Origin of the sequence: Mesorhizobium sp. M1406 (genome assembly GCF_040317555.1) — a bacterium.
Classification (GTDB): domain Bacteria; phylum Pseudomonadota; class Alphaproteobacteria; order Rhizobiales; family Rhizobiaceae; genus Mesorhizobium.
The window spans coordinates 15,390-36,535 of the sequence record NZ_JAMYKW010000035.1 but is presented as its reverse complement, the minus strand read 5'-3'; the positions used below and the strand labels follow the sequence as shown (position 1 = coordinate 36,535).

Annotated in this window: 22 protein-coding genes and 1 pseudogene; 5 read left to right on the top strand and 18 right to left on the bottom strand. The window is 60.4% G+C overall.

The features are described from left to right. Nucleotides 1–15: 15 nt before the first annotated feature. Both NKH03_RS23900 and nirK read right to left on the bottom strand, forming a co-directional pair. Nucleotides 16–888, bottom strand: a complete 873-nt coding sequence (locus tag NKH03_RS23900) for an SUMF1/EgtB/PvdO family nonheme iron enzyme (protein WP_352970903.1) — start codon at nucleotides 886–888, stop codon at nucleotides 16–18. A gap of 71 nt (nucleotides 889–959) precedes the next feature. Further along, complete coding sequence (nirK, locus tag NKH03_RS23895; protein WP_352970900.1) at nucleotides 960–2,063, bottom strand: copper-containing nitrite reductase; 1,104 nt, start codon at nucleotides 2,061–2,063, stop codon at nucleotides 960–962. Between the two features lie 364 nt (nucleotides 2,064–2,427). Between nirK and NKH03_RS23890 the strand changes: the two genes are divergently transcribed. Further along, the gene (locus NKH03_RS23890; RefSeq protein ID WP_352970897.1) at nucleotides 2,428–2,643 is read left to right on the top strand and encodes a DUF1858 domain-containing protein; all 216 of its coding nucleotides are present in this window, start codon (nucleotides 2,428–2,430) and stop codon (nucleotides 2,641–2,643) included. On the opposite strand, the gene NKH03_RS23885 is transcribed toward NKH03_RS23890, so the two are convergent. Further along, the gene (locus NKH03_RS23885) at nucleotides 2,640–3,344 is read right to left on the bottom strand and encodes a Crp/Fnr family transcriptional regulator (RefSeq protein WP_352970935.1); all 705 of its coding nucleotides are present in this window, start codon (nucleotides 3,342–3,344) and stop codon (nucleotides 2,640–2,642) included. The two genes, NKH03_RS23890 and NKH03_RS23885, sit on opposite strands and share 4 nt — an antisense overlap. A 219-nt stretch (nucleotides 3,345–3,563) precedes the next feature. Between NKH03_RS23885 and NKH03_RS23880 the strand changes: the two genes are divergently transcribed. Next, on the top strand, nucleotides 3,564–4,004 hold the full coding sequence (locus tag NKH03_RS23880; RefSeq protein WP_352873339.1) for a pseudoazurin: 441 nt from the start codon (nucleotides 3,564–3,566) through the stop codon (nucleotides 4,002–4,004). 86 nt (nucleotides 4,005–4,090) lie between these two features. Further along, nucleotides 4,091–5,296 (top strand): NnrS family protein, encoded by a 1,206-nt coding sequence (locus NKH03_RS23875; RefSeq protein WP_352970895.1) that lies wholly within the window; start codon nucleotides 4,091–4,093, stop codon nucleotides 5,294–5,296. Between the two features lie 570 nt (nucleotides 5,297–5,866). On the opposite strand, the gene NKH03_RS23870 is transcribed toward NKH03_RS23875, so the two are convergent. The 10 genes and pseudogenes from NKH03_RS23870 to NKH03_RS23825 all read right to left on the bottom strand — a co-directional run bounded on the left by NKH03_RS23870 (nucleotide 5,867) and on the right by NKH03_RS23825 (nucleotide 15,172). Next, nucleotides 5,867–6,319, bottom strand: coding sequence for a U32 family peptidase (locus tag NKH03_RS23870; RefSeq protein ID WP_502913553.1), 453 nt, complete (start codon nucleotides 6,317–6,319; stop codon nucleotides 5,867–5,869). Nucleotides 6,320–6,918: 599 nt separating this feature from the next. Beyond that, a pseudogene (locus NKH03_RS23865) lies at nucleotides 6,919–7,824 on the bottom strand (radical SAM protein); the annotation flags it as partial. 309 nt (nucleotides 7,825–8,133) lie between these two features. Next, nucleotides 8,134–9,273, bottom strand: a complete 1,140-nt coding sequence (gene pqqE, locus NKH03_RS23860; protein ID WP_352970892.1) for a pyrroloquinoline quinone biosynthesis protein PqqE — start codon at nucleotides 9,271–9,273, stop codon at nucleotides 8,134–8,136. Further along, nucleotides 9,270–9,566, bottom strand: coding sequence for a pyrroloquinoline quinone biosynthesis peptide chaperone PqqD (gene pqqD / locus NKH03_RS23855; RefSeq protein ID WP_352873271.1), 297 nt, complete (start codon nucleotides 9,564–9,566; stop codon nucleotides 9,270–9,272). The genes pqqE and pqqD overlap by 4 nt, the downstream gene beginning before the upstream one ends. After that, on the bottom strand, nucleotides 9,566–10,321 hold the full coding sequence (pqqC, locus tag NKH03_RS23850) for a pyrroloquinoline-quinone synthase PqqC (protein ID WP_352970889.1): 756 nt from the start codon (nucleotides 10,319–10,321) through the stop codon (nucleotides 9,566–9,568). The genes pqqD and pqqC overlap by 1 nt, the downstream gene beginning before the upstream one ends. Then, nucleotides 10,318–11,256, bottom strand: a complete 939-nt coding sequence (gene pqqB / locus NKH03_RS23845; RefSeq protein WP_352970886.1) for a pyrroloquinoline quinone biosynthesis protein PqqB — start codon at nucleotides 11,254–11,256, stop codon at nucleotides 10,318–10,320. The genes pqqC and pqqB overlap by 4 nt, the downstream gene beginning before the upstream one ends. Nucleotides 11,257–11,406: 150 nt before the next feature. Next, nucleotides 11,407–11,505: a pyrroloquinoline quinone precursor peptide PqqA gene (locus NKH03_RS35060; protein ID WP_502911062.1), complete on the bottom strand. Its 99-nt coding sequence runs from the start codon at nucleotides 11,503–11,505 to the stop codon at nucleotides 11,407–11,409. A 195-nt stretch (nucleotides 11,506–11,700) separates the two neighbouring features. After that, nucleotides 11,701–12,573: a substrate-binding domain-containing protein gene (locus NKH03_RS23835; RefSeq protein WP_352873265.1), complete on the bottom strand. Its 873-nt coding sequence runs from the start codon at nucleotides 12,571–12,573 to the stop codon at nucleotides 11,701–11,703. Nucleotide 12,574: 1 nt separating this feature from the next. Beyond that, nucleotides 12,575–13,099, bottom strand: a complete 525-nt coding sequence (locus NKH03_RS23830; RefSeq protein WP_352873264.1) for a c-type cytochrome, methanol metabolism-related — start codon at nucleotides 13,097–13,099, stop codon at nucleotides 12,575–12,577. 156 nt (nucleotides 13,100–13,255) lie between these two features. Further along, complete coding sequence (locus tag NKH03_RS23825; RefSeq protein WP_352970883.1) at nucleotides 13,256–15,172, bottom strand: methanol/ethanol family PQQ-dependent dehydrogenase; 1,917 nt, start codon at nucleotides 15,170–15,172, stop codon at nucleotides 13,256–13,258. Nucleotides 15,173–15,872: 700 nt separating this feature from the next. Between NKH03_RS23825 and NKH03_RS23820 the strand changes: the two genes are divergently transcribed. Further along, a complete protein-coding gene (locus NKH03_RS23820) occupies nucleotides 15,873–16,226 on the top strand; it encodes a hypothetical protein (protein WP_352873262.1) in 354 nt (117 codons plus the stop codon). A gap of 56 nt (nucleotides 16,227–16,282) precedes the next feature. Here NKH03_RS23820 and NKH03_RS23815 read toward each other — a convergent pair whose 3' ends face one another. From NKH03_RS23815 to NKH03_RS23805, 3 genes are read right to left on the bottom strand one after another with little or no spacing between them, the layout of a single operon-like run. Continuing rightward, nucleotides 16,283–17,023 carry an ABC transporter ATP-binding protein gene (locus tag NKH03_RS23815; protein WP_352970929.1) on the bottom strand — a complete coding sequence of 247 codons (741 nt, stop codon included), beginning with the start codon at nucleotides 17,021–17,023 and terminating at the stop codon, nucleotides 16,283–16,285. Further along, nucleotides 16,992–17,819 carry an ABC transporter permease gene (locus NKH03_RS23810; RefSeq protein WP_352970881.1) on the bottom strand — a complete coding sequence of 276 codons (828 nt, stop codon included), beginning with the start codon at nucleotides 17,817–17,819 and terminating at the stop codon, nucleotides 16,992–16,994. The genes NKH03_RS23815 and NKH03_RS23810 overlap by 32 nt, the downstream gene beginning before the upstream one ends. Beyond that, nucleotides 17,816–18,805 (bottom strand): ABC transporter substrate-binding protein, encoded by a 990-nt coding sequence (locus NKH03_RS23805; RefSeq protein ID WP_502913552.1) that lies wholly within the window; start codon nucleotides 18,803–18,805, stop codon nucleotides 17,816–17,818. Before NKH03_RS23805 ends, NKH03_RS23810 begins: the two co-directional genes overlap by 4 nt. A 515-nt stretch (nucleotides 18,806–19,320) precedes the next feature. Here NKH03_RS23805 and NKH03_RS23800 point away from each other — a divergent pair. Then, a complete protein-coding gene (locus tag NKH03_RS23800; RefSeq protein WP_352873260.1) occupies nucleotides 19,321–19,701 on the top strand; it encodes a c-type cytochrome in 381 nt (126 codons plus the stop codon). Between the two features lie 167 nt (nucleotides 19,702–19,868). On the opposite strand, the gene gph is transcribed toward NKH03_RS23800, so the two are convergent. Both gph and NKH03_RS23790 read right to left on the bottom strand, forming a co-directional pair. Beyond that, nucleotides 19,869–20,570: a phosphoglycolate phosphatase gene (gph, locus tag NKH03_RS23795; RefSeq protein WP_352970875.1), complete on the bottom strand. Its 702-nt coding sequence runs from the start codon at nucleotides 20,568–20,570 to the stop codon at nucleotides 19,869–19,871. Next, entirely contained in the window at nucleotides 20,567–21,124 is a 558-nt protein-coding gene (locus tag NKH03_RS23790) for a thioredoxin family protein (protein ID WP_352970873.1), read from the bottom strand. Before NKH03_RS23790 ends, gph begins: the two co-directional genes overlap by 4 nt. Nucleotides 21,125–21,146 lie beyond the last annotated feature (22 nt).

The following is a 21,146-nucleotide window of genomic DNA, read 5'->3' as shown; positions in this document are numbered from 1 at the left end:
GTCTTGTCTATGTTGTCAGGATAATCCGAGGCGCCGAAGGGTAGCTTGCACAAGACTGGGCCGATCGCGGACCAGCCGGAAACCCAGATTGTCGGGCGGGGTTCCAACCGCACAGCCGCCGCTCTTGCCGTCGCGGATGAAGTTCGACATGTAAGTGCGGTGGAAGCCTTCCACAACATGCACTCCGCAATTGTCGATCGAACTCGCAACGCCCATGCCGTCGCTGGCCATGGTTGCATGAATGTAGCACGTCGACGTCCATTCCCAGATGTTGCCGGCAACGTCCGCCACTCCCTTGGAATTGACACCAAAGCCACCTTGGATCCTTGGTTCAGGATCCGGCTTGCGCCCAAGCGCCGTTTCGATGCGGTATTGAGCGAGCCAGCGCAGCGCCGGGTTATTCGGGTCGCTTTCATCACTCTCTATGTCGCCCCGGAATCGTTCGCCGGCGGCATAGACCCACTCGACGTCCGTCGGCAGCCGCCATGTCTCGCCCGTGCGGGCTGACAGCCAGGTCGCATACGCTTCGGCATCCATGTCGCTCACGCCGGTAACGGGAACGTTGCCGATCTTGCGTGAGTCGGCAAGTTTGCAGGCGCCATCACCCACACAGCGGCCGTAGTCCGACACGCTTACCTGATATTTCATGATTTCCAGTGGCGTATCGATGGTTTCCCTGACGACCGGTGCCGCGACCGGATGGCTCTCCCTCAGGAATTCACCCGGTTGCGGATGGTCAAACGACCCGGTCGCAAGAACAACCAGTTCGCTTGCGCCGAGTGGCCGAGGAGACTCCGGAGAACCGCTCTCGAGCGCTTGGGACAGGCCTAGCCCGATCAGCGCTGCGGCCCCAATTGCTCCGAAGGTGAAGACAGGATCGAAGGACATGGCATCAAGCCCGCCGCGAGTGCAACCCTTCATCTTTGCCGAAGGGTTGCACCGAGGATCGGATCTCCCGTCTACGAGGCAATTGCCTTGGGCGCTTCGACCTGCGTCATCAGATCGTCGTCCCAGGTTCCTTCGACCGTGAAGTGCGCAGTCGCTCCGAGTTCGACCGCCTCGATCAGATTGTGGTTCACATAGGCATAGATGCCCGGCTGCAAGAAGGTGTAGAGTGCCGAACCTGCCGACCCGCCACGGATGAACCAGGTTTCCAGGTCCTTGGCCGGCGGGTTGGCGAATTTGCCCTGTTCCCAGACATAGTCGCCATGACCGCCGATCAGGTGCGGACGGGTATCGCGATTAGCCTGGGAATGGACGATCAGAACGGTTTCGCCGACCTTGGCCTTCATGGCGTTCGCGCCGGTCAGCGATCCTGCTTTGCCGTTGAACACGACATGGGTCGGGATCAGCCCGCGCATGACCTTGACGGTATCGTCGTAGTTGTCGCCGGCCGAGTCGTACTTCTTGAATTTCCCCTGCTCGTCGCGCGGGATGTAGAAGTCGTTCTCGCCAACATAGTAGATGTGGTCGTAGCTGATCGGCTTGCCCTTGTCGTCCTTGAGGCCGTCGCGCGGCAGCACCATCACAGCCCCGCTCATACCGGACACGACGTGCCACGGGATCATCGCTCCGCCAGGCGCGCAGTGGTAGACGAAGGTTCCCGACCGGGTAGCCTTGAAGCGCAGCGTGACCTGCTCGCCGGGATTGACCAGCGTCAGTCCGCCGCCACCCAGCGCGCCAGTCGCGGCGTGGAAATCGATGTTGTGGGCGAGCGTATTCGTGTCGAGGTTGATCAGCGTGAGCTCGAGATAATCGCCTTCATGGACAACCATCAAGGGGCCGGGGATCGACCCGTTGTAGGTCATCGCGTTGAGCTGCGTGCCGTCGGCGTCGATGACCATCGGCTTCTCCTCGATCGTCATCGTGAATTCAACGACCTTCGGGCCGCTCTTGGCGACCTGATCGTGGGCGTGGACGAGTGGCGGCGCGACCAACGTCACCTTTTCACGCGGCAACCCCGCAACTTCCTTTGCGTTTGCCACTACCGGCATTGTGCCAATCGCTGCAACTGCGGCAGCGGTAAGGACAGATCCTAACAAAGCTTCACGTCTGGTAAGCATTTCCGTCTCCTTTGGCTTCACCCATTTGATGGTGCTAAAATAGCCTGATTGCGTGGCCCGTCTTTGCGTTGGCGCAAATCCGAATCCAGCGAAGGACAGGCTGATATGGGCCGTTTTGCACGTGGCATCGTTGGAGAGAGGCGCCCGGCCGAGTGGCGAGTTTGCCGCTTGCCCTGTTGATTGTTGCGTAACTGCGACCGTTTGGAGGGGTTGCGGAGGATTGAAACCAGTCTCCCGCCGCCGGCATGACGGTTAGCCTCTCTTTGCGCGAGGCGAGACGAGAACGGGTGCCTCTTTGTCCAAGCGCAACGAACAACACGCACCGCGGCGGCAATGTGTTTACTTCCAAGCTGGGACAACTGGCATGAAACCGCGGTTCAATGACGACGCAACAATGGACGCAATTATGCGAAGCTGGCCAGCGACCAACAGGGTCATTCTCCAACTCGGCATGCTTTGCGTCGGCTGCCCGATTGCCTCGTTCCACACAATATCCGACGCAGCACACGAGCACGGCCTGAGCGAGGAACTGCTGCGCAGCGAGCTCCAGGCCGCGATCGATCGAAAAGACGCGAATTAGTTTTTGTCCGTGCGCCCTTCGGCGAGTACGAGCAGGCGGTGCGGCTCGACAACGGTCACCTTCTGGCGCCCGCTTTTGACCAGACCCTTTTCCTCCCACGACGAGAGCAGCCGGCTCACCGTATGGAGCGTCGTTCCTGTCATCTCGGCGATATCCTGGCGTGAAATTGGGAAGTCGATCAGGATACCTTCCTCGGTCTTCCTGCCTGTCTGCTTAACCAGCTTGAGCAAGGCATGGGCGACGCGTTGATCGACCTGTTCGGTGGACATCTCGATGACACGTGTGTGGGCGTCTTGCAGCCTACTGCCCACGGTCTTGTAGGTGCTGGCGCCAAAACTCGGGAAAGCATCGGCGAATTTCGACCAGAAATGGCCTGGCCAGGCAAGCACGACGCAATCGACGGCGCACATTGCACTGGCCGGATAAGTGGTGAGGCCTATCGCGTGGGCGATGCCCATTAGTTCGCCGGGGCTAATGTACCGCACGGTTATCTCTTGCCCATCGGCTGTTGTTTTCACGACACGGACGTGTCCATCGAGCAGCAAGAAAAAAGCGTGCGCTTCCTGCTCCTGCTCGAACACTGGCTGGTCCTTGGCAATCCGCAACGACCGGGCTTGGCCGATCATGAAGTCAAGATCCGTCGGGGCTATGCCCTGAAAGGCAGACAGCCCGGCAATCAGCGAGCGATCCAGGCGACTCAACTGCATTTCCCCTTCCAAGTCTTGACTGTGATCAGTTCATGTTTTCCAGCCTCACAATGTCATGGGCGACCAACGCGCGGCAAGCGGCACTTGCCGCGGCCTTTTTTCTTCGATTCTCAAATCGAGTTTGCGCTGCGTCAAAGTCCCAATACCGGAGCCGGCCTAAAAGAACCGCAGCGGTGAACACCGTCGACAATAATCGGACAGAAAGGCAAGATCATGAGATACGCAACCATCGTCGCTGCGCTCGCGGCGACAGTATTGGCCGGGGCTGCCCAGGCGGCCGATCACCAGGTCCAGATGCTCAACAAGGGCGAGAAAGGCGTTATGGTCTTCCAGCCCGACTTCGTCCAGGCAGCACCTGGCGACACCGTCACCTTCGTGCCGACCGACAAGGGCCACGATGCTGAAAGCATCAAGGGCATGCTCCCGGATGGTGTCGAGCCCTTCAAGGGCAAGGCCGGCGAACAGATCACGGTCAAGCTCGACAAAGAGGGCCTCTACGGCGTGAAATGCACGCCTCACTACGGGATGGGTATGGTGGCCCTGATCGTGGTCGGCAAACCGGTCAACCTCGAACAGGCCACAACCGTCAAGCAGCCGGGCAAGGCGAAGAAGGTGTTCGAGGCATTGCTGGCTCAAGTTCCAGCAGGCAATTGAAGGCCGAGAATATCTCGCTTTGAAAATCACGGAAACCTTGCGGCAGACACAACCTGCCCGGGGTTTCCATCTTTGAAATGCACGCCATGGCAATTCCACGCACGCGGCCGGGCGCCTATCCGGCGGTTCTGTCTTACGGTTTCCGGCCGTTCTTTCTTCTCGGCTCGCTCTATGCTGGAGCGGCTATCCTGTTGTGGCTGCCCTTGTTTTACGGCCGCCTCGAAACCTTCAGCGTCTTCCAGCCAATCGATTGGCATGTCCACGAGATGCTGTTTGGCTATCTTGCGGCGGTCGTGACAGGATTCCTGCTGACCGCCATCCCGAACTGGACCGGACGGCTGCCGGTGCAAGGCCTGCCCCTTCTGGCACTTGTCCTTTTGTGGCTTGCGGGTCGCTTCGCCGTATTCTTTTCGGCCGAGACCGGCTGGCTCGTCGGAGCCGCGATCGACTGCGCCTTCCTCCTGGCTGTCGCCACCGCCGCCGCGACCGAAATCATCGCGGGTCGAAACTGGCGAAACCTCAAGGTGCTGCTGCCTGTTGCCGTGCTTCTGGCAGCCAACGTGATGTTTCATGCCGAAGCGCACTACGGAGGCGTCTCGGATATAAGCCGCCGGCTCGGGCTCGCTGCCGCGGTCGTTCTCATCATGATCATAGGCGGACGGATTGTTCCCAGTTTCACCCGCAATTGGTTGGCGCGCGAAAATCCAGGACGCCTGCCCGCCCCATTCAGCCGTCTCGACGTCGTGACGATCGCTCTCTCCGGGACCGCATTAATGGCATGGGCTGTTTTTCCCGGGAGCGCTTGGACGTGCGCAATGCTGATTGCCGGGGGAGTCCTCAACACTATCCGGATCATACGCTGGGCTGGCTATCGCACGTTGCGTGATCCGCTGGTGCTGATCCTGCACGTCGCGTTCGCCTTTGTGCCACTCGGCTTTCTTCTCGCCGGCCTGGCAATCATTCTTCCCGAGAGGATCCCACCGGTAGCAGGCATTCACGCCTTTGGCGTGGGAGCGGTGGCGTGTATGACGCTCGCCGTCATGACCCGCACCACGCTTGGACATACAGGCCGCGAATTGCGGGCTAGCATCGGTGTATGCACGATCTTTGTCGTGATTGTGCTTGCCGCCGTTTTTCGCCTGTGTGCGGCGTTCGCACCTGGGGAAGTGATGCTCCTTCACATATCGGCCGCCCTATGGGCGGCAGCTTTTCTTGGCTTTGCGGTCCTGTTTGGCGGCATGCTCGTTCGACCAAAACTACGGGCGCGACAACCGACCAAAGCGCCCATTTGACGCCTGGCTGCTGGTACGACCAGCCGCATGCGGGCTCCGCCACAATGGCGAGATCATCAAGCCTGCTGCTCCTCGATGTACCTCAAAGTAGCCAGGCGCCTGATCGCGCTCGTTGCAAGGATTTGTGATCGGTCGCGGTCGACCTGCAAGGCGAGGGTGTCGCCCGCATTGACGTAAGACTCGGCCGCGAATTCGCAGAATGCATCCAGGGAACCAGGCGGCCGGCTTCCGATCGAGTTGGTTGTTCCGAGCGGAGAGGCAATGAGCTGTTGTGCAAGATTTCGCGCCCCCGCCGCCAGATCGCAAAGCACTGGCCTGTCATCTTCCCTTCGAAACCGAGCATACACGTCGAGACGGGGTCGCGATCTGGTCCTCCATCACCGCAAAAACCCGGGAGCCTGCAGGCGCTGCTCCCGCCTCACGATGGGAAAGGAATGGACGCCGGCGTTCAATTCGCGGAAGACGGGCGTGCTCCAGTTTCTCCCTCGCCATCTGCTCGGCCGCGGCTTGCACGGTCCGATACGGTCACGATTGCGATCTGGGTCATTTTTCCGTCAAAGTCCGCCTTCTTCAGATCGAAGTGGTCGCTTGCCATCCCGGCTTGCCATGGAAGTATCCGTCGACCAGCGACCCGGGCAGATCAAGGCAAGAGAGGACAAAGCGAGCACCCTTGGGATCCTCGATCCCGTCTAGAAGCGATTTGTAGGTCTTCGCCACCTCGACCATGTCGCAAGTGTGGGGAGACAGGCGGATGCGGCCGACGCCTTTCGAGGCGAGATCGGTGGGTGTGCGGCAGAAGGCCTGCATCTGGTTAGAGAGAGTCTGCACGCCATTGACCGCCAGGAAAGGCTGGTCGTGGAGGGTTTCGACTGCCAGGCCATCCGGGTCTTTTTCGCAGGTGAACTGGCAGGAATCCTTGTGCAGGCCATGAATGCGGGCGTGGTAACATCGGCCCGACAGTGCAAGCGGCAGCCGGCCGAAGACGAAGACCTCGAACTCCGCGCCGGGACACGCGCCGGCCATCCCACCGACCGCGGCAAGCGACGGCGAAGATGAGGTTGGCTCAGCTTGTCCCGGATCGACAAGCCGAAAACATGAACCTATTTGTCTGCTTATTCCACGAATGAAAGGGTTCTTTGCGCTGCCGCAAAGACTCGCGTTTTTGATGCCGAATATGACCGACGCTAAGATATCGCCGCGGTTTGCGATTGATCGGTCGATCCCGTCGATCGGCTATGCGGCGACCGTGGGAGATTCGAGTCTGGCGACACCAGTGAGCGAAATGCCCGAGCCATATTGATTTGAATCAATGCGGGCGCCTGAGATCATGAACTCTTTCAAAATCATCAGTTTATCGAAGAGGTCGCCCTTTGGCCGATATTGTCTCCAGGCTTGTCAGGGAATGCAATCTGAGACGAAGTAGGGGCGTTGATTTCCCGACGATCTGGCAGGGCACGCTGAAGAGTCATTCATATGTCGCGGGCTCACCGATTCAGGGATGGAATGAGGAGGGGCCTGTCCTCAAAGTTCCCCTGATTACGGGTCGCCACCTCATATTTGGCGCTTCGGGATTTCGCCTCGACTGACCTTACGGGATTTCCTTGCCGTATCCGTCTCGACCGGCGTCTCAGCCGGCCCGCTTCCCGCGCCTCGACGAGGTCGTCTCCAGGCAGTGCGAAGTGGTCGAGGCCGATCTGCCTGTAGCCCGCGGCGACCAGCGTCTCGGCAATCGCTTTGGCCTGGTCGTTGCGCGCCGCGGCATCGGGCAGGGCGTTTTCGTCGATCATCCTCTGGTGTTTCTTGAACGTCGGGATGTGCGCGTAGCCGAACACGGCAAGGCGATTCGGAAGCATGGCGATTGCCGCATTGGCAGTGTCGACGCAGGCCGTCTGGTGCGGCAGGCCATAGATCAGATCGAAATTGATGCCACCAACACCGGCGGAGCGGAGACGGTCGGCGGCCCCGGCAGTCTGCTTCTCGCTTTGGATCCGGTTGATGGCCTTCTGCACCATTGGATCGAAGCTCTGGACGCCGAGGCTCGCCCGGCTGACACCAGCGATGCCCAGCGCGTCGGCCATTTCGGCCGTAAGCCCGCGCGGGTCGATCTCCACGGCGATCCCCGTCAGGTCGGAAAATGCGAAATGCCGACGCATAAGGGCCATCAGCACAAGGAACTCCGTAGGGGAAATTATAGTTGGCGTGCCGCCGCCGAAATGTACTTCGGCCACCGGCAGGCGGTTGGGAACTCGCGCGCCAACCAGGCTGATTTCTTCGCCTAGCACGCCGAGGTAGTCGAGGATCGGGCGGTCCTTCCGGGTTATCGTCGTATGGCAACCGCAGTACCAGCACATCGACCGGTAGAACGGGATGTGCAGGTATAGCGATACGGGATCGCTGGCTGGCAGGTTCCTCAGCCAGTTTCCATATGCGTCGCCGCCGACCGCCGACGAGAACCGCAGCGCCGTCGGGTAGCTTGTATAGCGCGGCAGGCGCGCCTCGCCATATTTATCCAGAATTGAAGGTTGCACGGAGCTCTCCTGCCAATTGATGCTTGGCCACTCCTAGCCGCAATGAGGTCGCGCCTCTTTGCTCTATGCCAAATCCGCACGAATTTTGCGCAAACCCGAACTGACCGCAAAAGGATCTCGGCGTCCAGGCGGACGCCTCAAACTCATCGCTGGTGGGCCCGCGCTCTTCTCGAATTGCAACCTCCGCGACGGCATGGTCGTGGCCACATTTCGTCATCGATCTCATCCAAGCCGTGAAGGCCTCGATATTGGATTGCTAGGGGTGGTTGCAAATGTTCGCGAAAAGAAGCGTCATGGACGGAAACAAGGCTAGCGAACACTTTTGCACTGCTCTTGTTCCGAGCCAACTCCTATCCGACGATAGATGAAAGCTTCGTCCGACGCAGTATTTGCCACGGTGTGTTGCGTTTCTTCGATGAGCATGGCCATTCGAGCGTGGATCGGAGACTTGATGCAGACCGGATCCGTTGCGGCGGCATCGCCGGCAATCGCCATTGCCTGACATCTGCAGCCGCCCCAATCGATCTCGCGCCGCTCGCAGCTTCGGCATGGCTCTTGCATCCATTCGGTCCCGCGGAAGGCATTGAACGCCGGCGAATCGGTCCAGATCTCGGCGAGCGAGCGCGTTCCGAAGCGTTCGAAGCGGAGCGAAGGAACCGTCTGCGCGGCGTGGCACGGCAGCACGGTCCCGTCGGGCGTCACCATGAAGGCGTCTCGCGCCCAGCCGCCCATGCACGGCTTTGGATAGATGGCAAAATAGTCCGGCGGGACAAAGTCGATGTTGATGATGCTGGCAAGCCGTTGCTGCGCCGCCGCGACGATCTCCGCCTGCCGGTCGACCGCGGCACGTTCGGGCATCAGCCAATCGCGGTTGGCCAGCGCCCAGCCGGCATACTGTACGTTGGCGATCTCGAGCCGCTCCGCGCCCAGCGAGAGGGCAAGATCAATGAACTCCGGTACTTGCTCGATGTTGTGACGATGGATCGGGGCATTAATGGTGAGTGGCAGCCCGGCCGCGCGGGCCTGGCGTGCCGTCTCCAGCTTCTTTTCATGGCTGCCCCGGTGGTTGCCGATACGGTCGGTGGTCGCCGAATGGGCACCCTGAAAACTTAGCTGCAGATGGTCGAGACCGGCTTCGGCAAAGGCCTCGAGGCGGCCTTCGGCAATGTTGATGCCGGCGGTGATGAGGTTGGTATACACACCGCGCGCCGAAAGACCGGCGATCAATTGTTCGAGGTCGCGGCGCAGCGTCGGCTCGCCGCCGGATAGATGCACCTGCAGAACGCCGAGATCGGCGGCCTGCGAGAAGAGATCGAGCCAGGTCTGCGTGTCGAGCTCGCGATTGGCCTTCAGCAATTCGAGCGGATTGGAACAATAAGGGCACTGCAGCGGGCAGCGATGCGTCAGTTCCGCCAGCATGCCAATCGGAGGGAGAATGGGCTCACTCATAGCTTCACCAGCAGCTTGTCCGACCATTCCTGCAGGAAGGCGATGACGTCCGCCGCCACGACTTCCTGTTCTGCGTCATAATCGGCGGCAAGATCGGCGATGATGTGGCCGACCGTGGATCGCCCGTCGCATCGGCGCAATATGTCGAGACTGATTTCGTTGGGCCAGAATACCTTCTCCGGCGAAAGCACGGCGAAGGCCTGTCGCACGGGGTCGTACTGTATGCGCACGTGCTTCGGCAGGGATGGCACCGATCGCAACGACGCGATGGCTTTTTCGCGCAGCGCCCTCATCAGGTTGCCTTCGGGCGGAAGGCGCCGGGCGGTATATTTCCCGACCCGCCATAGGCATGCTGAAGCGCGTCGAGCATGGCCCACAGTATATCGCATTTGAACACCAGTGCATCGATCGCCTGTTGCTGGCGTTCGGCCGTATCGGCATGGCCGAGCACGTAGGCGAGGGCGAAGTCGGCATCACGCGCTGCCTGTTCGGGCCGCCGGCTGAAATAGGCGAGCGTATCCTCGGTGACGTAATCATATTTGGCCAGCATTGCCGGCACACGCTCGCCGATGATGAGCGGCGAGAACATTTCGGTCAGCGACGATGCGACCGCCTCCAGCAGCGTCCGGTTCGTGCAGAAGGAAAGGTAGGCGCCGACGGCGAAACGGGTCGCCGGCAGCGCCAGCCGTTCGCTCTTGACGGCTTCGGCATCGAGCCCGAGCGAGGTGGCCAGATGCAACCAGCGCGCTATGCCGCCGCTCCAGCCGTCCTCGCCGTCATGGTCCTCGATGCGTTTGCGCCAGGCGGCGCGAAACGCCGGATCCACGGCATGTGCCAGGATCATGGCGTCCTTGCGCGGAATGACGGCCTGATAGCAATACCGGTTCAACGCCCAGGCCTGCATCTCGGCCTTCGACAGGGCGCCACTGGTCATTCTGTGGTGGAAAGGATGGTGGTTGTGATAGCGCTCTGCACCGATCTGCCGCAGCAAGGCCTCGAGCTCGCTCTTGGACAGGCCATCTCTGGCCGCGTGTTGGAAATCGCTCAAAATTCCAGCTCCATTCCATCGCTGGCGACTTCCCAGCCAGCCGCTTTGACCGCCGCGTGTTCGGCGGAATTCTCGTCGAGAACAGGATTGGTGTTGTTGATATGGACGAAGATTCGGCGGCCGATCTTCACATCGGCCAGACCGGCAATCGAACCTGCTTCTCCAGACATTGCTATGTGCCCCATGCGCGCGCCGGTTTTCTGGCCGACCTGGGCAGCGATCATCTCGTCGTCTGTGTAGAGGGTGCCGTCGAACAAAAGGCAGGCGGCATCGGCCAGACGCGTGCGCAGGGCGGCATCGATGCGCGCGCAGCCCGGGATGTAGAAGGCCGCGCCACGACTGCCGGCCCCGGTGATGCGCACTCCAATCGTGTCGCCCGTTTCGGAGCTGAAATCGGCGCTGGGATCGCCACTTTGCTCGAGATAGAGCGCGATCTTCCCGGGCACGGGGAAGACGTCAACGACCACACCGGTCTCACGGCCGCCCGCATCGCAGATCGCCAGTTCTCCCATTGGCGCCAGGAGGCGTCGCGGCACGATCGCCGCATCGAGAACGCTGAAAATCGAATTCGCCTCCAGCGTCGCCAGCACCTGTGCGGTCGCATAGACGGCGAAGGGCTGTCGTTCACGCAGGCTGAGCAGGCCGGCGATATGGTCTATATCGGCGTTGGTCAGCACCACCGCGCGGATAGGCGTCGAGCGCAGCGGCGCCTCGGCTGCGGGCCGCAGGTCAGGCGTCTGCGCAATCTGCTGGCGAATGTCGGGCGAAGCGTTGAAGAGAACCCAGCCTGTCCCGTCCGCCGACGCGGCAATGCATGATTGGGTTCGTGAATGCACGCCGGACATCCCGGCGCGAGCTGCGCGGCTCAGGCGATAGTTGCAGTTCCATTGCGGAAAGCCGCCCCCCGCCGCCGATCCGATGATCTTCACGTGCATGATGATGCCCGCTCCGCAGCCCATCCGAGCGGCAGGAAATCCTCGCTGCAAAAGGTTTCGCGCCCGCGTTTTCCGCGCAAAGCCGTCGCGAAGATCTCACGCGGCAAGGAGGTGCATGCCCCTGTTGCCAAGGACACGCACCTTTGCGGCCTACTTCCTGGGAGGAATTTCAGCAGGCAGATACCGCGAAATTTCGAAGCCCGCAGCCACCTGGCACATGGTGGGTTTCTTCCAGTTCTTCTTCTTCATTGCATTCTCCTCTTCTGCCAGCCCGAAGGGGCCGGTCATATCGTTGGCGCCATTGCGGGCGATGCAATGGCTCGTCCATTACCTCACAAATGGACAAATGAAAGATTGGGTACTCAAACAGCCAAAAAACAAAGCAATAAAGCAACCTCAAAGGTCAGTTCCTTCCCTCCTCTCTCCCGCTGATGCCGATCAAGCTCACCCCGGCGTCGCCGTGATAGGGTTGTCATGTTCGTCGATCAGCGGGACGTTGTAGTCTAGCAGCAGCTTGTTGATCTCAGCCTGGTTTTCTCGGATCACCTTGTTGAGCGTACGCTTCCATTCCTGGTCGGATGGACGTACTCCCATGGTAATGCGGTAGGACATGCGCGAGCCGGTCTTTTCCTTGACCAGGGGGACGATCGTAACGTTCGCGTTGAGTTGCTTGGCGTAGTAGCCTGCCATTGGTCCCCACAGGATCGCGGCATCGATCTTGCCGGCGAGCATGTCCTTGAGCACAACCTCTCCCATCGACGGGGTGACGCGCGTATCGACCGCCAGCGGGTAGATTTTTGCCGTTCGCAAGAGTTTGTTGGCGGCCATGTTGGCAGTTGGCGGCGTGCGTTCGACGACACCTATCCTCTTGCCGGCGAGTTTCGGATCCTCGATCGTCTCGACGCTCTCGAGGTCGTCGTCCTTCGGATGCACGAGCACGTAGGAGGAGCGATAGTAGGCATTGGTGTTCTGCACCAGCTCATCACCTTGGGCATAGCCCATGATGACATCGCATCGGTTGGCAGCAAGCGTGTTGCGCACGAAGCCGATGACGGTCGGAAACCATGTGTAGGCGACCGTCTTCCGCCCTGTCTTCCTTGCAACGAGCTCAGCCAGCTTGTTTTCGAAGCCCTGGCCGCTCTGGTCGGTGAATGGCATGTTCGAAGGATCGGCGCAGACGCGCAGGATGTCGGGATCGACCAGCTCTCCGGCAGCGCCGAGACCGGCGCCCTGCGCCCCGGCGCTCGACGGCAACATGGCAAGCGCTCCGAGGATCGGCAGGATTACGCGCAGCTTCGATGCAACGCCGCCGGTCATGTCATCCCCCCATGCAGGATGCTTCGGCATCCTTCGCCGCCTTGGGCTTGTCTTCGTGCTTGGGTGGCCTGCCGCGCGGCGCCGCGCCGTCGGCGCGTGCGCGCAGATAGACGTAAAGATCGTCCAGGTAGCAATAGACGTTCTTGTTGTCGCCGAAGGCAGGCATGACGTTTTCCTTGCCGTTGCCGGTATTCTTGCGGCCCTGGGCCACGATCGAGAGGAAGGTGGGGTAGTCGATGTTTTTCAGGCTGTTGGCCAGGGCCGGCGCATAGCTCGAGCCGGTGCCGTCTTGTCCGTGGCAGACATGGCAGTCCGAGTGATAGCGGCGGTAACCACTGAACGTGTACCAGTCCACCGTTCCGTTTTCTATCTTGTAGGTTGGGTTTCCATCCGCGTCCAAATACTTGCCGCCGTCGTTCTTCACCGCCTTGGCCTTTTCGGCACTGTCTTCGGCCCGCACCAGAGTTGAGCTGGCGAGAGTGAGAAGAGCGACGGCGAGAATGGAAATTGCAATGCGAGAAGACATTCAGACGCTTCCTTATTTTGCCAAGGACAAAGGTTGTGCCGTCGCGAGGACACTGATGGATGTTTCGGGTGAGCGGCAAATCGAGAGCCCGGAAGTCCCTCCAGGTGATCCGGGCTCTCATATTTCAGGCCGTCGCTCTCCGAGCCCTCCCGGATGTCAATCGGGAAGACCGAAGACGGTCAGCTGGCCACCCAGCGTGGTGTAGTCTGCAAGTGCAGCATAGCCGCCGACAGCGCCCAGACCGGCCGTGCCTACAACTGTGTTCTGGTCGCCTTGCGCCCGGCCCTGATCGATGGCGCCGTGCCAGGCTGCGGCTTGGTCGGGCGAAAGCAATCCGCCTGCCAGACCGATGCCGGCCCAGCCGCCGACTCCCGACAGAACGGCGATGTACTGCTTGCCGTCGTGCTCGAAGGGCGTGACGTTGCCGATGATGCCGGATGGGGTCTTGAACTTATAGAGTTCCTTGCCGTTCTTATCGACCGCCTTGAGGTAGCCTTCGAGCGTGCCGTAGAAGACCACGTCGCCGGCCGTCGCGAGTGCCCCGGACCACACCGAGAACTGCTCGGGCTTCGACCAGACGATCTCGCCCTTCGCGGCGTCCCAGGCGATCAGGTTGCCCATGCTCTCGCCGCCCGGTGCGGGATACATCGACACAGTAGAGCCCACATAAGCCTGGCCGGCCGTGTAGCTGACCTTGTAAGGCTCGTAGTCCATGCAGACATGGTTGGTCGGCACGTAGAACAGGCCCGTCTTCGGCGAGTAGGTCGCCGGCTGCTGGTCCTTCGTTCCCAGCGCCGCGGGGCAGATGCCGGTGGTGTTCGTATCTTCACCGTTCGCCTGGGGAGAGTATTTCGCAACGACCTCTGGACGACCGTACTTGTCGCTCTTGGGGTCCATGTTGATCTTGGTGGCCCAGTTCACCGCCGGATCATACTTGTTGGCGACGAGAAGCTCGCCGTTGGCGCGATCCATGGTGTAGGCGAAACCGTTGCGGTCGAAATGCACCAGCACATCATGCTTTTTGCCTTTGATCTCCATGTCGTCGACGAGGATCATCTCGTTGACGCCGTCATAGTCCCATTCATCGTGCGGGGTCATCTGGTAGACCCATTTGGCCATGCCGGTGTCGGCATCGCGGGCGAAGATGGTCATCGACCAGCGATTGTCTCCGGGGCGCTGGACCGGATTCCACGCCGAGGGATTGCCAGTGCCGTAGTAGACGAGGTTCAGCTTGGGATCATAGGAATACCAGCCCCATGTCGTGCCGCCGCCCGTCTTCCACTGTTCGCCTTCCCAGGTATTGGTGCCTGAGTCCTTTCCTACCGGCTTGCCGAGCTGGGTGGTCTTGTCGGGATCGATCAACGTGTCTGCATCCGGACCTTCCGAATAAGCCTTCCAAGCGAGCTTGCCGTCCTTGAGATTGTATGCGGTTATCCAGCCGCGGACGCCGTATTCGGCGCCGGAGACACCGACGAGAACCTTGTCCTTGATGACGACGGGCGCTGACGTGCCGGATTCGCCCTTTCCACCATTGATCTCGTCGCCGTTCTTGGCTGACCAGATAAGCTTTCCGGTCTTGGCATCGAGCGCGACAACGTTGGTGTCAGCCTGATTGAGAACGATCATCGCCGGGCGGTCGCCATCGGCAGGTGCGTAGGCAACGCCGCGATTGACGGTGTCGCAGCACATGATCGCAATAACGTTCGTGTCCTGCTTGGGCTCGTACTTCCAGAGGATCTTTCCGTCCTTGCTGAGATCGAGAGCGTAGATCGTGTTCGGGAACGGCGTGTGCACATACATCACATCGCCGACAATCAGCGGTCCGCCCTCATGGCCGCGCAGCACGCCGGTCGAGAATGTCCACTTGACCTGCAGGTTCTTCACGTTCTCCTTGGTGATCTGCTTGAGCGGGGAATAACGGGTATTGGCGTAATCACCCGTCTGCATCACCCAGTCTTTCGGGTTTTTGGCCATTTTCGCGAGCTCTTCGTTGGCTGACGCCGTATAGAGCGCACCGAACGGCAGCAGCGCAGAGGCCGTTACGATGTAGGTAGCTTGTATAAGTGCGCGCATCACAATCCTCCCAGGTTCACAACGGGAAATCGATTGTTAAGCCCGCAAAGGCCTCAACAAGCGATTCAGTTTGGGAAGTATTTCCGGCAGCGTGTCACGACCTAGACTCAACCAGCAGAGGTGTTTTTAACCTCTAACCAAACAGTCTAGCCCTTACCCGCCCAGTTGGTCTACGAAAGACTGCCGCCATTCCCTAATTATGGCGACGTCCTTGAAGCCGGAAATGAGGTAAGGCTATGTCATTACAAAATGGCAGGCAAGGAAAAACCCGTCGGAATCTTGCGTGTGCGGCATCATTATGTTGCGATGCAATATAAAGATGTAGCTAGAATCGCTGCCCGATGATTAGCGGCCAAAATGGCTTAAAGGCGGCCCCGATACGTATAAAACTCTTATCTGTACGTATTGACGGTATGCTGAGATTGCCTCTTATTTAGGCATATTTTCACCAAACTTCTCGGCGAAGCCGGCTTTGTCCACCAGTAGTAAGCGAGGTGTCAGCATACCGCAAGAAGACAGGTGCGGGGTGGGTCATGGGGTCGCCCCGAAGCGCTGTTGTCGATGGGCAGGGCATTCCTCCTTTGGTCCTATATGGAGGCGGTTGGAGGTTGACGGGCCTTGCGGCATGTCGCCAACTGGCCGCGATGGCGCTGCCTCGCTGCCTCGCTTCCTCGCGCCAGGCAACAGGAGAAGATTTCTCATGGTCAGATATGGTGGATTTTCGATCCTGCCGCTGCTTTTTTCGTCAACTATGGTCTTTGCGAACCCAGCCGGTGCTGCGGGAGACTACCCGACGGTGACGATTGTCGATTATGTGCTCGGCTGCATGCGGACAAACGGACAGACACGTCAGGCCTTGGAGAGTTGTTCCTGCTCGATCGATGTCATCGCCTCGATCCTCCCTTACGAGCATTATGAAAGGGCCGAGACCTTCAAGAGCATGTCTCTGACGACAGGCGAGAATGCCGGCCTGTTTCGTGAAAGCGCACCGGCAAAAGCCGCGCGAACGGAGTTGAAGCGGGCCCAGGCGGAAGCCGACGTGCGTTGTTTTTGATATGCATCGGCTGTTCGAGGGCCCCTTCGAGGGCATTCCCGCCCGATGCTGGGCGATCAGATCACGCCTGGAAATTTCCGATGGAACGACCGCAAAAGGTCGCTTATGGCCTCTGGGCTGCGGCATTGCCGGGGCGGCCTTACGTCAAAAATGCCGAGCACATGCGCGGGCCGTGGCGCGAGCACGATGATGCGATCCGACAGCGCCAGGGCCTCGATCAGGTTGTGCGTCACCATCAGGGCGGTAGTAGGCCTGGCCGACCATACCGCAAGAAGCAGGTGCCGCAGCTGCTCGGCGGTCCGCCCATCGAGCGAGACGAAGGGCTCGTCCAGGAAAAGCACCGCCGGTTCGGTCGCGAAGGCCCTCGCAAGTGCTGCCCTTCGCGCAAGGCCAAGCGAAAGCTCCGCCGGATAGAGCGAGCGCATGCCGGCGAGACCGAGGGTGTCAAACAGCCCGTCGAGATTTTTCGTTCGCAGTTCTTTCGGCAACGCCAGCCTGACATTCTGCTCAACCGTCCGCCAGGGCAGCAGGGTGGGTTCCTGGAACACGGCGGCTATGCGGTTCGAGCCGCCTTCAGGCAGCTGAAAAGAGCCGGAAAACTGCCTGTCGAGCCCAAGCAGGATACGCAGCGCCGTGGTCTTGCCGCATCCCGATGGTCCGAGCAAACAAGCGAATTCGCCTTGCCGGACTTCGAAGGAAAGGTCTTTGAGCGCCGTGACCGAGACGCCTTGCGCGGATCTGAAGGTCTTTTCGGTAATGTCGACCCTAAGCGGGGCGACGGCGCCAACGGGTTGCATGTCGTTCAACGGGCTGCACCAGAAGAAGTTCGATGACAAGCATCACCGCCACGAACGCCAGCGTGTAGGCGAGAATGGCAGCGACTTCGAAAAGCTGGAAATAAAGATAGATCTGGAAGCCGACACCATTGGAGCGACCGAGCAGTTCGACCACCAGAACGATCTTCCAGATGAGGGCGATCCCCGAACGCGAGGCCGCGGCCAGATAGGGCTGCAACTGCGGCAGCAGGATATGGCGAACGCGATCGAGGGGACCGAAGCGGTAGACAGCCGCCATTTCGGCGTAGCTGGGGTCAAGCGCCCTGGCGCCCTCGCGAATGGTCACGACGACATTCGGGATCTTGTTCACGGCAACCGCGCCTATCGCCGCCACCTCGTTGAGGCCGAACCAGATGTAGGCCAGCACAATGACCACCAGCGCGGGGATGTTGAGGAACAGGATTATCCAGGGACTGAAGAACCGGTCCGCGCCACGGTAGCTGCCGAGGAGAATGCCGATGACAGATCCGAAAATCATCGCGACGACGTATGCCGCGGCAACCCGGCCGAGGGTTGCGCCGAGATGATAGAAAAGGTCGCCGCTCGCCGCCTCTCTCAGCAATACCTGCCAGACCTGTCCCGGCCCCGGAAAAGCACGGTTCGGCCAGCCATTCGCCGCCAGGCCCCACAGCAGGCAAAGCCCGAGCAGGGAGGCCGTCACCGTCAACGCAGGTATCAGCATCGCTCGAGGGCTGGCACGGCCGGAAATGTCGGCCAAGTCGCCAGGCGTGCGATCGCCGGGCTCTGTCGCGGTCATTTCGCCGGCTCCTGCCAGAACGTGCCCGGCGCCATCTCCGGCGCGCTGCCGACCAGCTTTTCGCCACCGATCCGGGCCAGCACACGATAGAGCCTGCCGGCATCGGCCGCTTCCTTGGCGACCGGCCGCCTGGGGATGCCCTCGCGATAGCGGTCGCGCAGCTTTGCCAGTTCCTTGCCTTCCCCGCGGACAACGCGCGCAAGCCGCTGCCATTCTTCGTCGGACCTAGCCAGCAGATCCTTGGCCCGCGCGGAAGCCTTGAGGAAGCCGCGGACGGCTTGCGGATTTTCGTCAGCCCATTTTTCGTGGAATACATAGCCAAGCGCGGACACCGGGCCCGACGCTCCGAGCGCCTTCTCGGCATCTTCGGCGCCGATCAGCCGGCGAAAGCCGTTCGCCTCGAGGCGGGCGCAAAAATGCCAGAAATTGAGCACCGCATCGAGTTCGCCCTGAATCGCCTTTTCCGAAATCAGCGGCGGCGCGCCGAAGACGACGTCGCTGATCGCCGGCAGGTCGAGGCCGTGATCGCGTCTGGCCAGCGCCTGTATCAGCAGCCAGCTCTTATCGAGGGCCCCGCCGGCGACGCCGATCTTCTTTCCCTTGAGATCGGTGAGCGTGCGCATCGGCGATGCGTCCTTTACCATGATCGCCCCGACGGCCGTCGAATAGGGGGCCAATGTGACATCGCCGCCGTCCGAGCGCTGGCGTGAGACCCACAGCCAATCGGTCACGATCATGTCGATCGCACCGGCCAGTATCGCGACATTGGTCGCATCCTCGCCGGCGAAATAGATAACTTCCAGATCGATCCCGTTGGTCGCGTCGAACTTGTGGTCTTTCAGCGTTTCAAGCTCCCAGCTTACCGTGCCGAACTTCAGCACGCCGATGCGAACCTTGGACGCGGCAGATGCGGCAATGGGGTGCGAGCCAAGCATCGCGGCCGTTGCAAAAGCCGCCAATCGGAGCGTTCCGCGCCGCGAAATCATCGTGTTTCCTCCCGCGACTGCAACAAACCAGGGGGTCCGATCAGATCGCCCGGTCTTTCGTCGGGAAAGCGCATTTGCAGCGCCTGAGCTTGAAGGTCGGGTGTTCCTGCGACCATTTCGCGATTTGGCTGGGTGCCAGGACCATGCATTGGATCAGGGAGCCGCGGCTCTCGAAATAGAGAGAGGCTCGTCTCGGCAGTTGCCAGGATTGGCACTCAGGCAAACCGTCAGTATGAGGTCGACCATATTCATCCAGCACCTCTTGCGCGCATAGACGCCTGTTCTGGCGAAATCCTGCCCGCCCCATTGCCTGGGAAAATATCAGCCGGACAAACTCAGCCCGACCAGGTTCCCGAGGTGCCCATGGGATTCCAGAATGACCTGAAGCTACGCGTTCGCCAAAAGGCCGTCAACAAAGCCGAAAGGACAGTTGCTCTGGACCTTCGTACGGTTGACTTCGTCAAAGCAATGGCATGCAAATCATCCGGGGCTTTGTCGATCGATAAGGAACTGCCATGCGCGCTATCGCATTTTTCGCCGTCGTATCCTTGGCGACTTTCATCACGAACCAATCCCAAGCGCAGGATGCCGCGGCGGGTGAGAAGGTCTTCATGAAATGCAAGGTCTGTCACGTCGCGGACAAGGACCAGAACAAAGTCGGTCCGTCGTTGAACGGCGTCGTCGGCCGTACGGCCGGCACGCATCCGGGATTCAGCTATTCCCAAGCTATGGTTGCGGCTGGAAAATCTGGTGTGAAATGGGACGAGCCAACGCTGACGACCTATCTCCATGATCCAAAGGCCATGGTGAAAGGCACTAAGATGGCGTTTGCCGGCCTCAAGGACGACAAGGACGTGGCCAATGTCATCGCCTATCTCAAGCAATTCTCGAAGTAACGGCTTCGCCGCCAGTCGTTTTGCGAACGGTCGGCGAATATCTTCCTAGTCGATGCTGCGGGTCAATGCATGTCCCCCAAAAGTGCGTAGCAGTTTTGGGAGAACCACATGCATCAAACAAAAAACTTGAAGCGCGTCGCCTCAATCTGTTTCGACGCGACGCGGCTTTAAGCGGCGGCACGCAGTCTCTGCATCGCGGCGGGCAGATCGAGCAGGCTGTCGCAGACAATATCTGCGCCAAGCTCTTCAACGGGGACCTGGGTGTAGCCGCCGCGCAGCAGAACGACGGGCATGCCGGCGGCGCGCGCGGCGCCAACGTCGCTGCTGCTGTCTCCCACCATCAGCGCGTCGGTGGGTTCGACCCCAAGCTGGTCGAGCGCCATCAGCAGAGAGTCGGGTGCCGGTTTCAGGTATGTCACCGCGTCTCCGCCGACGATCGCGCCGAGATATTCAGTCAAGTGGAAATGCAGCAGGATTTCGCGGGTGGCCAATTGCGGCTTGTTGGTAACAACGCCAATGGCTATTCCGTTCAGGTGGAAGCGGGTGAGAATCTCCTTGACGCCGGGCATCAGCCTCGTCAGCCCGGTCAGATGTCTACAATAGATCGGCGCCATGGCGCGGTTGGCCTCTTCGAGCGCGCTGGCGAGAAGCGGGGTTCCGGAAGCCGCGAAAGCCCGCTCGACCAACTTCCTGACGCCGCCACCGATCATTGCCTTGACCCGATCCACGTGCAGCGGCGGCAGGTCGTGGTCCGCCAGCAGTTCGTTGACGGCCGCCGCGATGTCGGGCGCCGAATCGATCAGCGTGCCGTCAAGATCGAACAGGATCGCCCTCTTCGACCCAAACGGCCTGCTCGCGCCGACGTTCATGCGGCCTCCTTCCATTTGATCGAGCAGCCGATCGAAGCGATCTGGTCTAGCGGTCCGTCACCAGTTCGAGCGACCTGCTTCATCGCTTCGAACAGATCGCGCCTCAGGCCGGGTAGGCCGGCATCCCGTCGCGATGCGTCCAGCCGGCCACGATATTGCAGAGTCAACTCGCTGTTGAAGCCGAAGAAATCCGGGGTGCACACGGCTCCATAGGCGTGCGCCACCGCTTGCGACTCGTCATGGAGATAGGGGAAGGCGAAAGCGTTCGCCCTGGCGAAGAGCTTCATGTTGTCGAAGGAATCGTCCGGATAGGGGTCGGCATCGTTGGGGTTGAGCGCGACAAAGCCCACCCCTTCGGCCTTGAGGTCGTTGGCGTCGCGCACGATGCGTGAGATCACCGCCTTCACATAGGGGCAGTGATTGCAGATGAAGGCGACGACCAGCCCGTTGGGGCCGGCTTGGCCGAAGATCGAATGCGATTTGCCGTCGGTGCCGGGCAAAACGGCATCGACGGCTTGCCAGCCGAAATCGCACACAGGTGGGATTGCCGCCATATCATCCTCCGAACCAAGCGGT

Bases quoted from the DNA above. Each gene is read 5' to 3' on its own strand.
- NKH03_RS23900 (WP_352970903.1), bottom strand. From the start codon at position 888: ATGTCCTTCGATCCTGTCTTCACCTTCGGAGCAATTGGGGCCGCAGCG.
- nirK (WP_352970900.1), bottom strand. From the start codon at position 2,063: ATGCTTACCAGACGTGAAGCTTTGTTAGGATCTGTCCTTACCGCTGCC.
- NKH03_RS23890 (WP_352970897.1), top strand. From the start codon at position 2,428: ATGAAACCGCGGTTCAATGACGACGCAACAATGGACGCAATTATGCGA.
- NKH03_RS23880 (WP_352873339.1), top strand. From the start codon at position 3,564: ATGAGATACGCAACCATCGTCGCTGCGCTCGCGGCGACAGTATTGGCC.
- NKH03_RS23875 (WP_352970895.1), top strand. From the start codon at position 4,091: ATGGCAATTCCACGCACGCGGCCGGGCGCCTATCCGGCGGTTCTGTCT.
- NKH03_RS23870 (WP_502913553.1), bottom strand. From the start codon at position 6,319: ATGGCCGGCGCGTGTCCCGGCGCGGAGTTCGAGGTCTTCGTCTTCGGC.
- pqqE (WP_352970892.1), bottom strand. From the start codon at position 9,273: ATGAGTGAGCCCATTCTCCCTCCGATTGGCATGCTGGCGGAACTGACG.
- pqqD (WP_352873271.1), bottom strand. From the start codon at position 9,566: ATGAGGGCGCTGCGCGAAAAAGCCATCGCGTCGTTGCGATCGGTGCCA.
- pqqB (WP_352970886.1), bottom strand. From the start codon at position 11,256: ATGCACGTGAAGATCATCGGATCGGCGGCGGGGGGCGGCTTTCCGCAA.
- NKH03_RS35060 (WP_502911062.1), bottom strand. From the start codon at position 11,505: ATGAAGAAGAAGAACTGGAAGAAACCCACCATGTGCCAGGTGGCTGCG.
- NKH03_RS23835 (WP_352873265.1), bottom strand. From the start codon at position 12,573: ATGACCGGCGGCGTTGCATCGAAGCTGCGCGTAATCCTGCCGATCCTC.
- NKH03_RS23830 (WP_352873264.1), bottom strand. From the start codon at position 13,099: ATGTCTTCTCGCATTGCAATTTCCATTCTCGCCGTCGCTCTTCTCACT.
- NKH03_RS23825 (WP_352970883.1), bottom strand. From the start codon at position 15,172: ATGCGCGCACTTATACAAGCTACCTACATCGTAACGGCCTCTGCGCTG.
- NKH03_RS23820 (WP_352873262.1), top strand. From the start codon at position 15,873: ATGGTCAGATATGGTGGATTTTCGATCCTGCCGCTGCTTTTTTCGTCA.
- NKH03_RS23815 (WP_352970929.1), bottom strand. From the start codon at position 17,023: ATGCAACCCGTTGGCGCCGTCGCCCCGCTTAGGGTCGACATTACCGAA.
- NKH03_RS23810 (WP_352970881.1), bottom strand. From the start codon at position 17,819: ATGACCGCGACAGAGCCCGGCGATCGCACGCCTGGCGACTTGGCCGAC.
- NKH03_RS23805 (WP_502913552.1), bottom strand. From the start codon at position 18,805: ATGATTTCGCGGCGCGGAACGCTCCGATTGGCGGCTTTTGCAACGGCC.
- NKH03_RS23800 (WP_352873260.1), top strand. From the start codon at position 19,321: ATGCGCGCTATCGCATTTTTCGCCGTCGTATCCTTGGCGACTTTCATC.
- gph (WP_352970875.1), bottom strand. From the start codon at position 20,570: ATGAACGTCGGCGCGAGCAGGCCGTTTGGGTCGAAGAGGGCGATCCTG.
- NKH03_RS23790 (WP_352970873.1), bottom strand. From the start codon at position 21,124: ATGGCGGCAATCCCACCTGTGTGCGATTTCGGCTGGCAAGCCGTCGAT.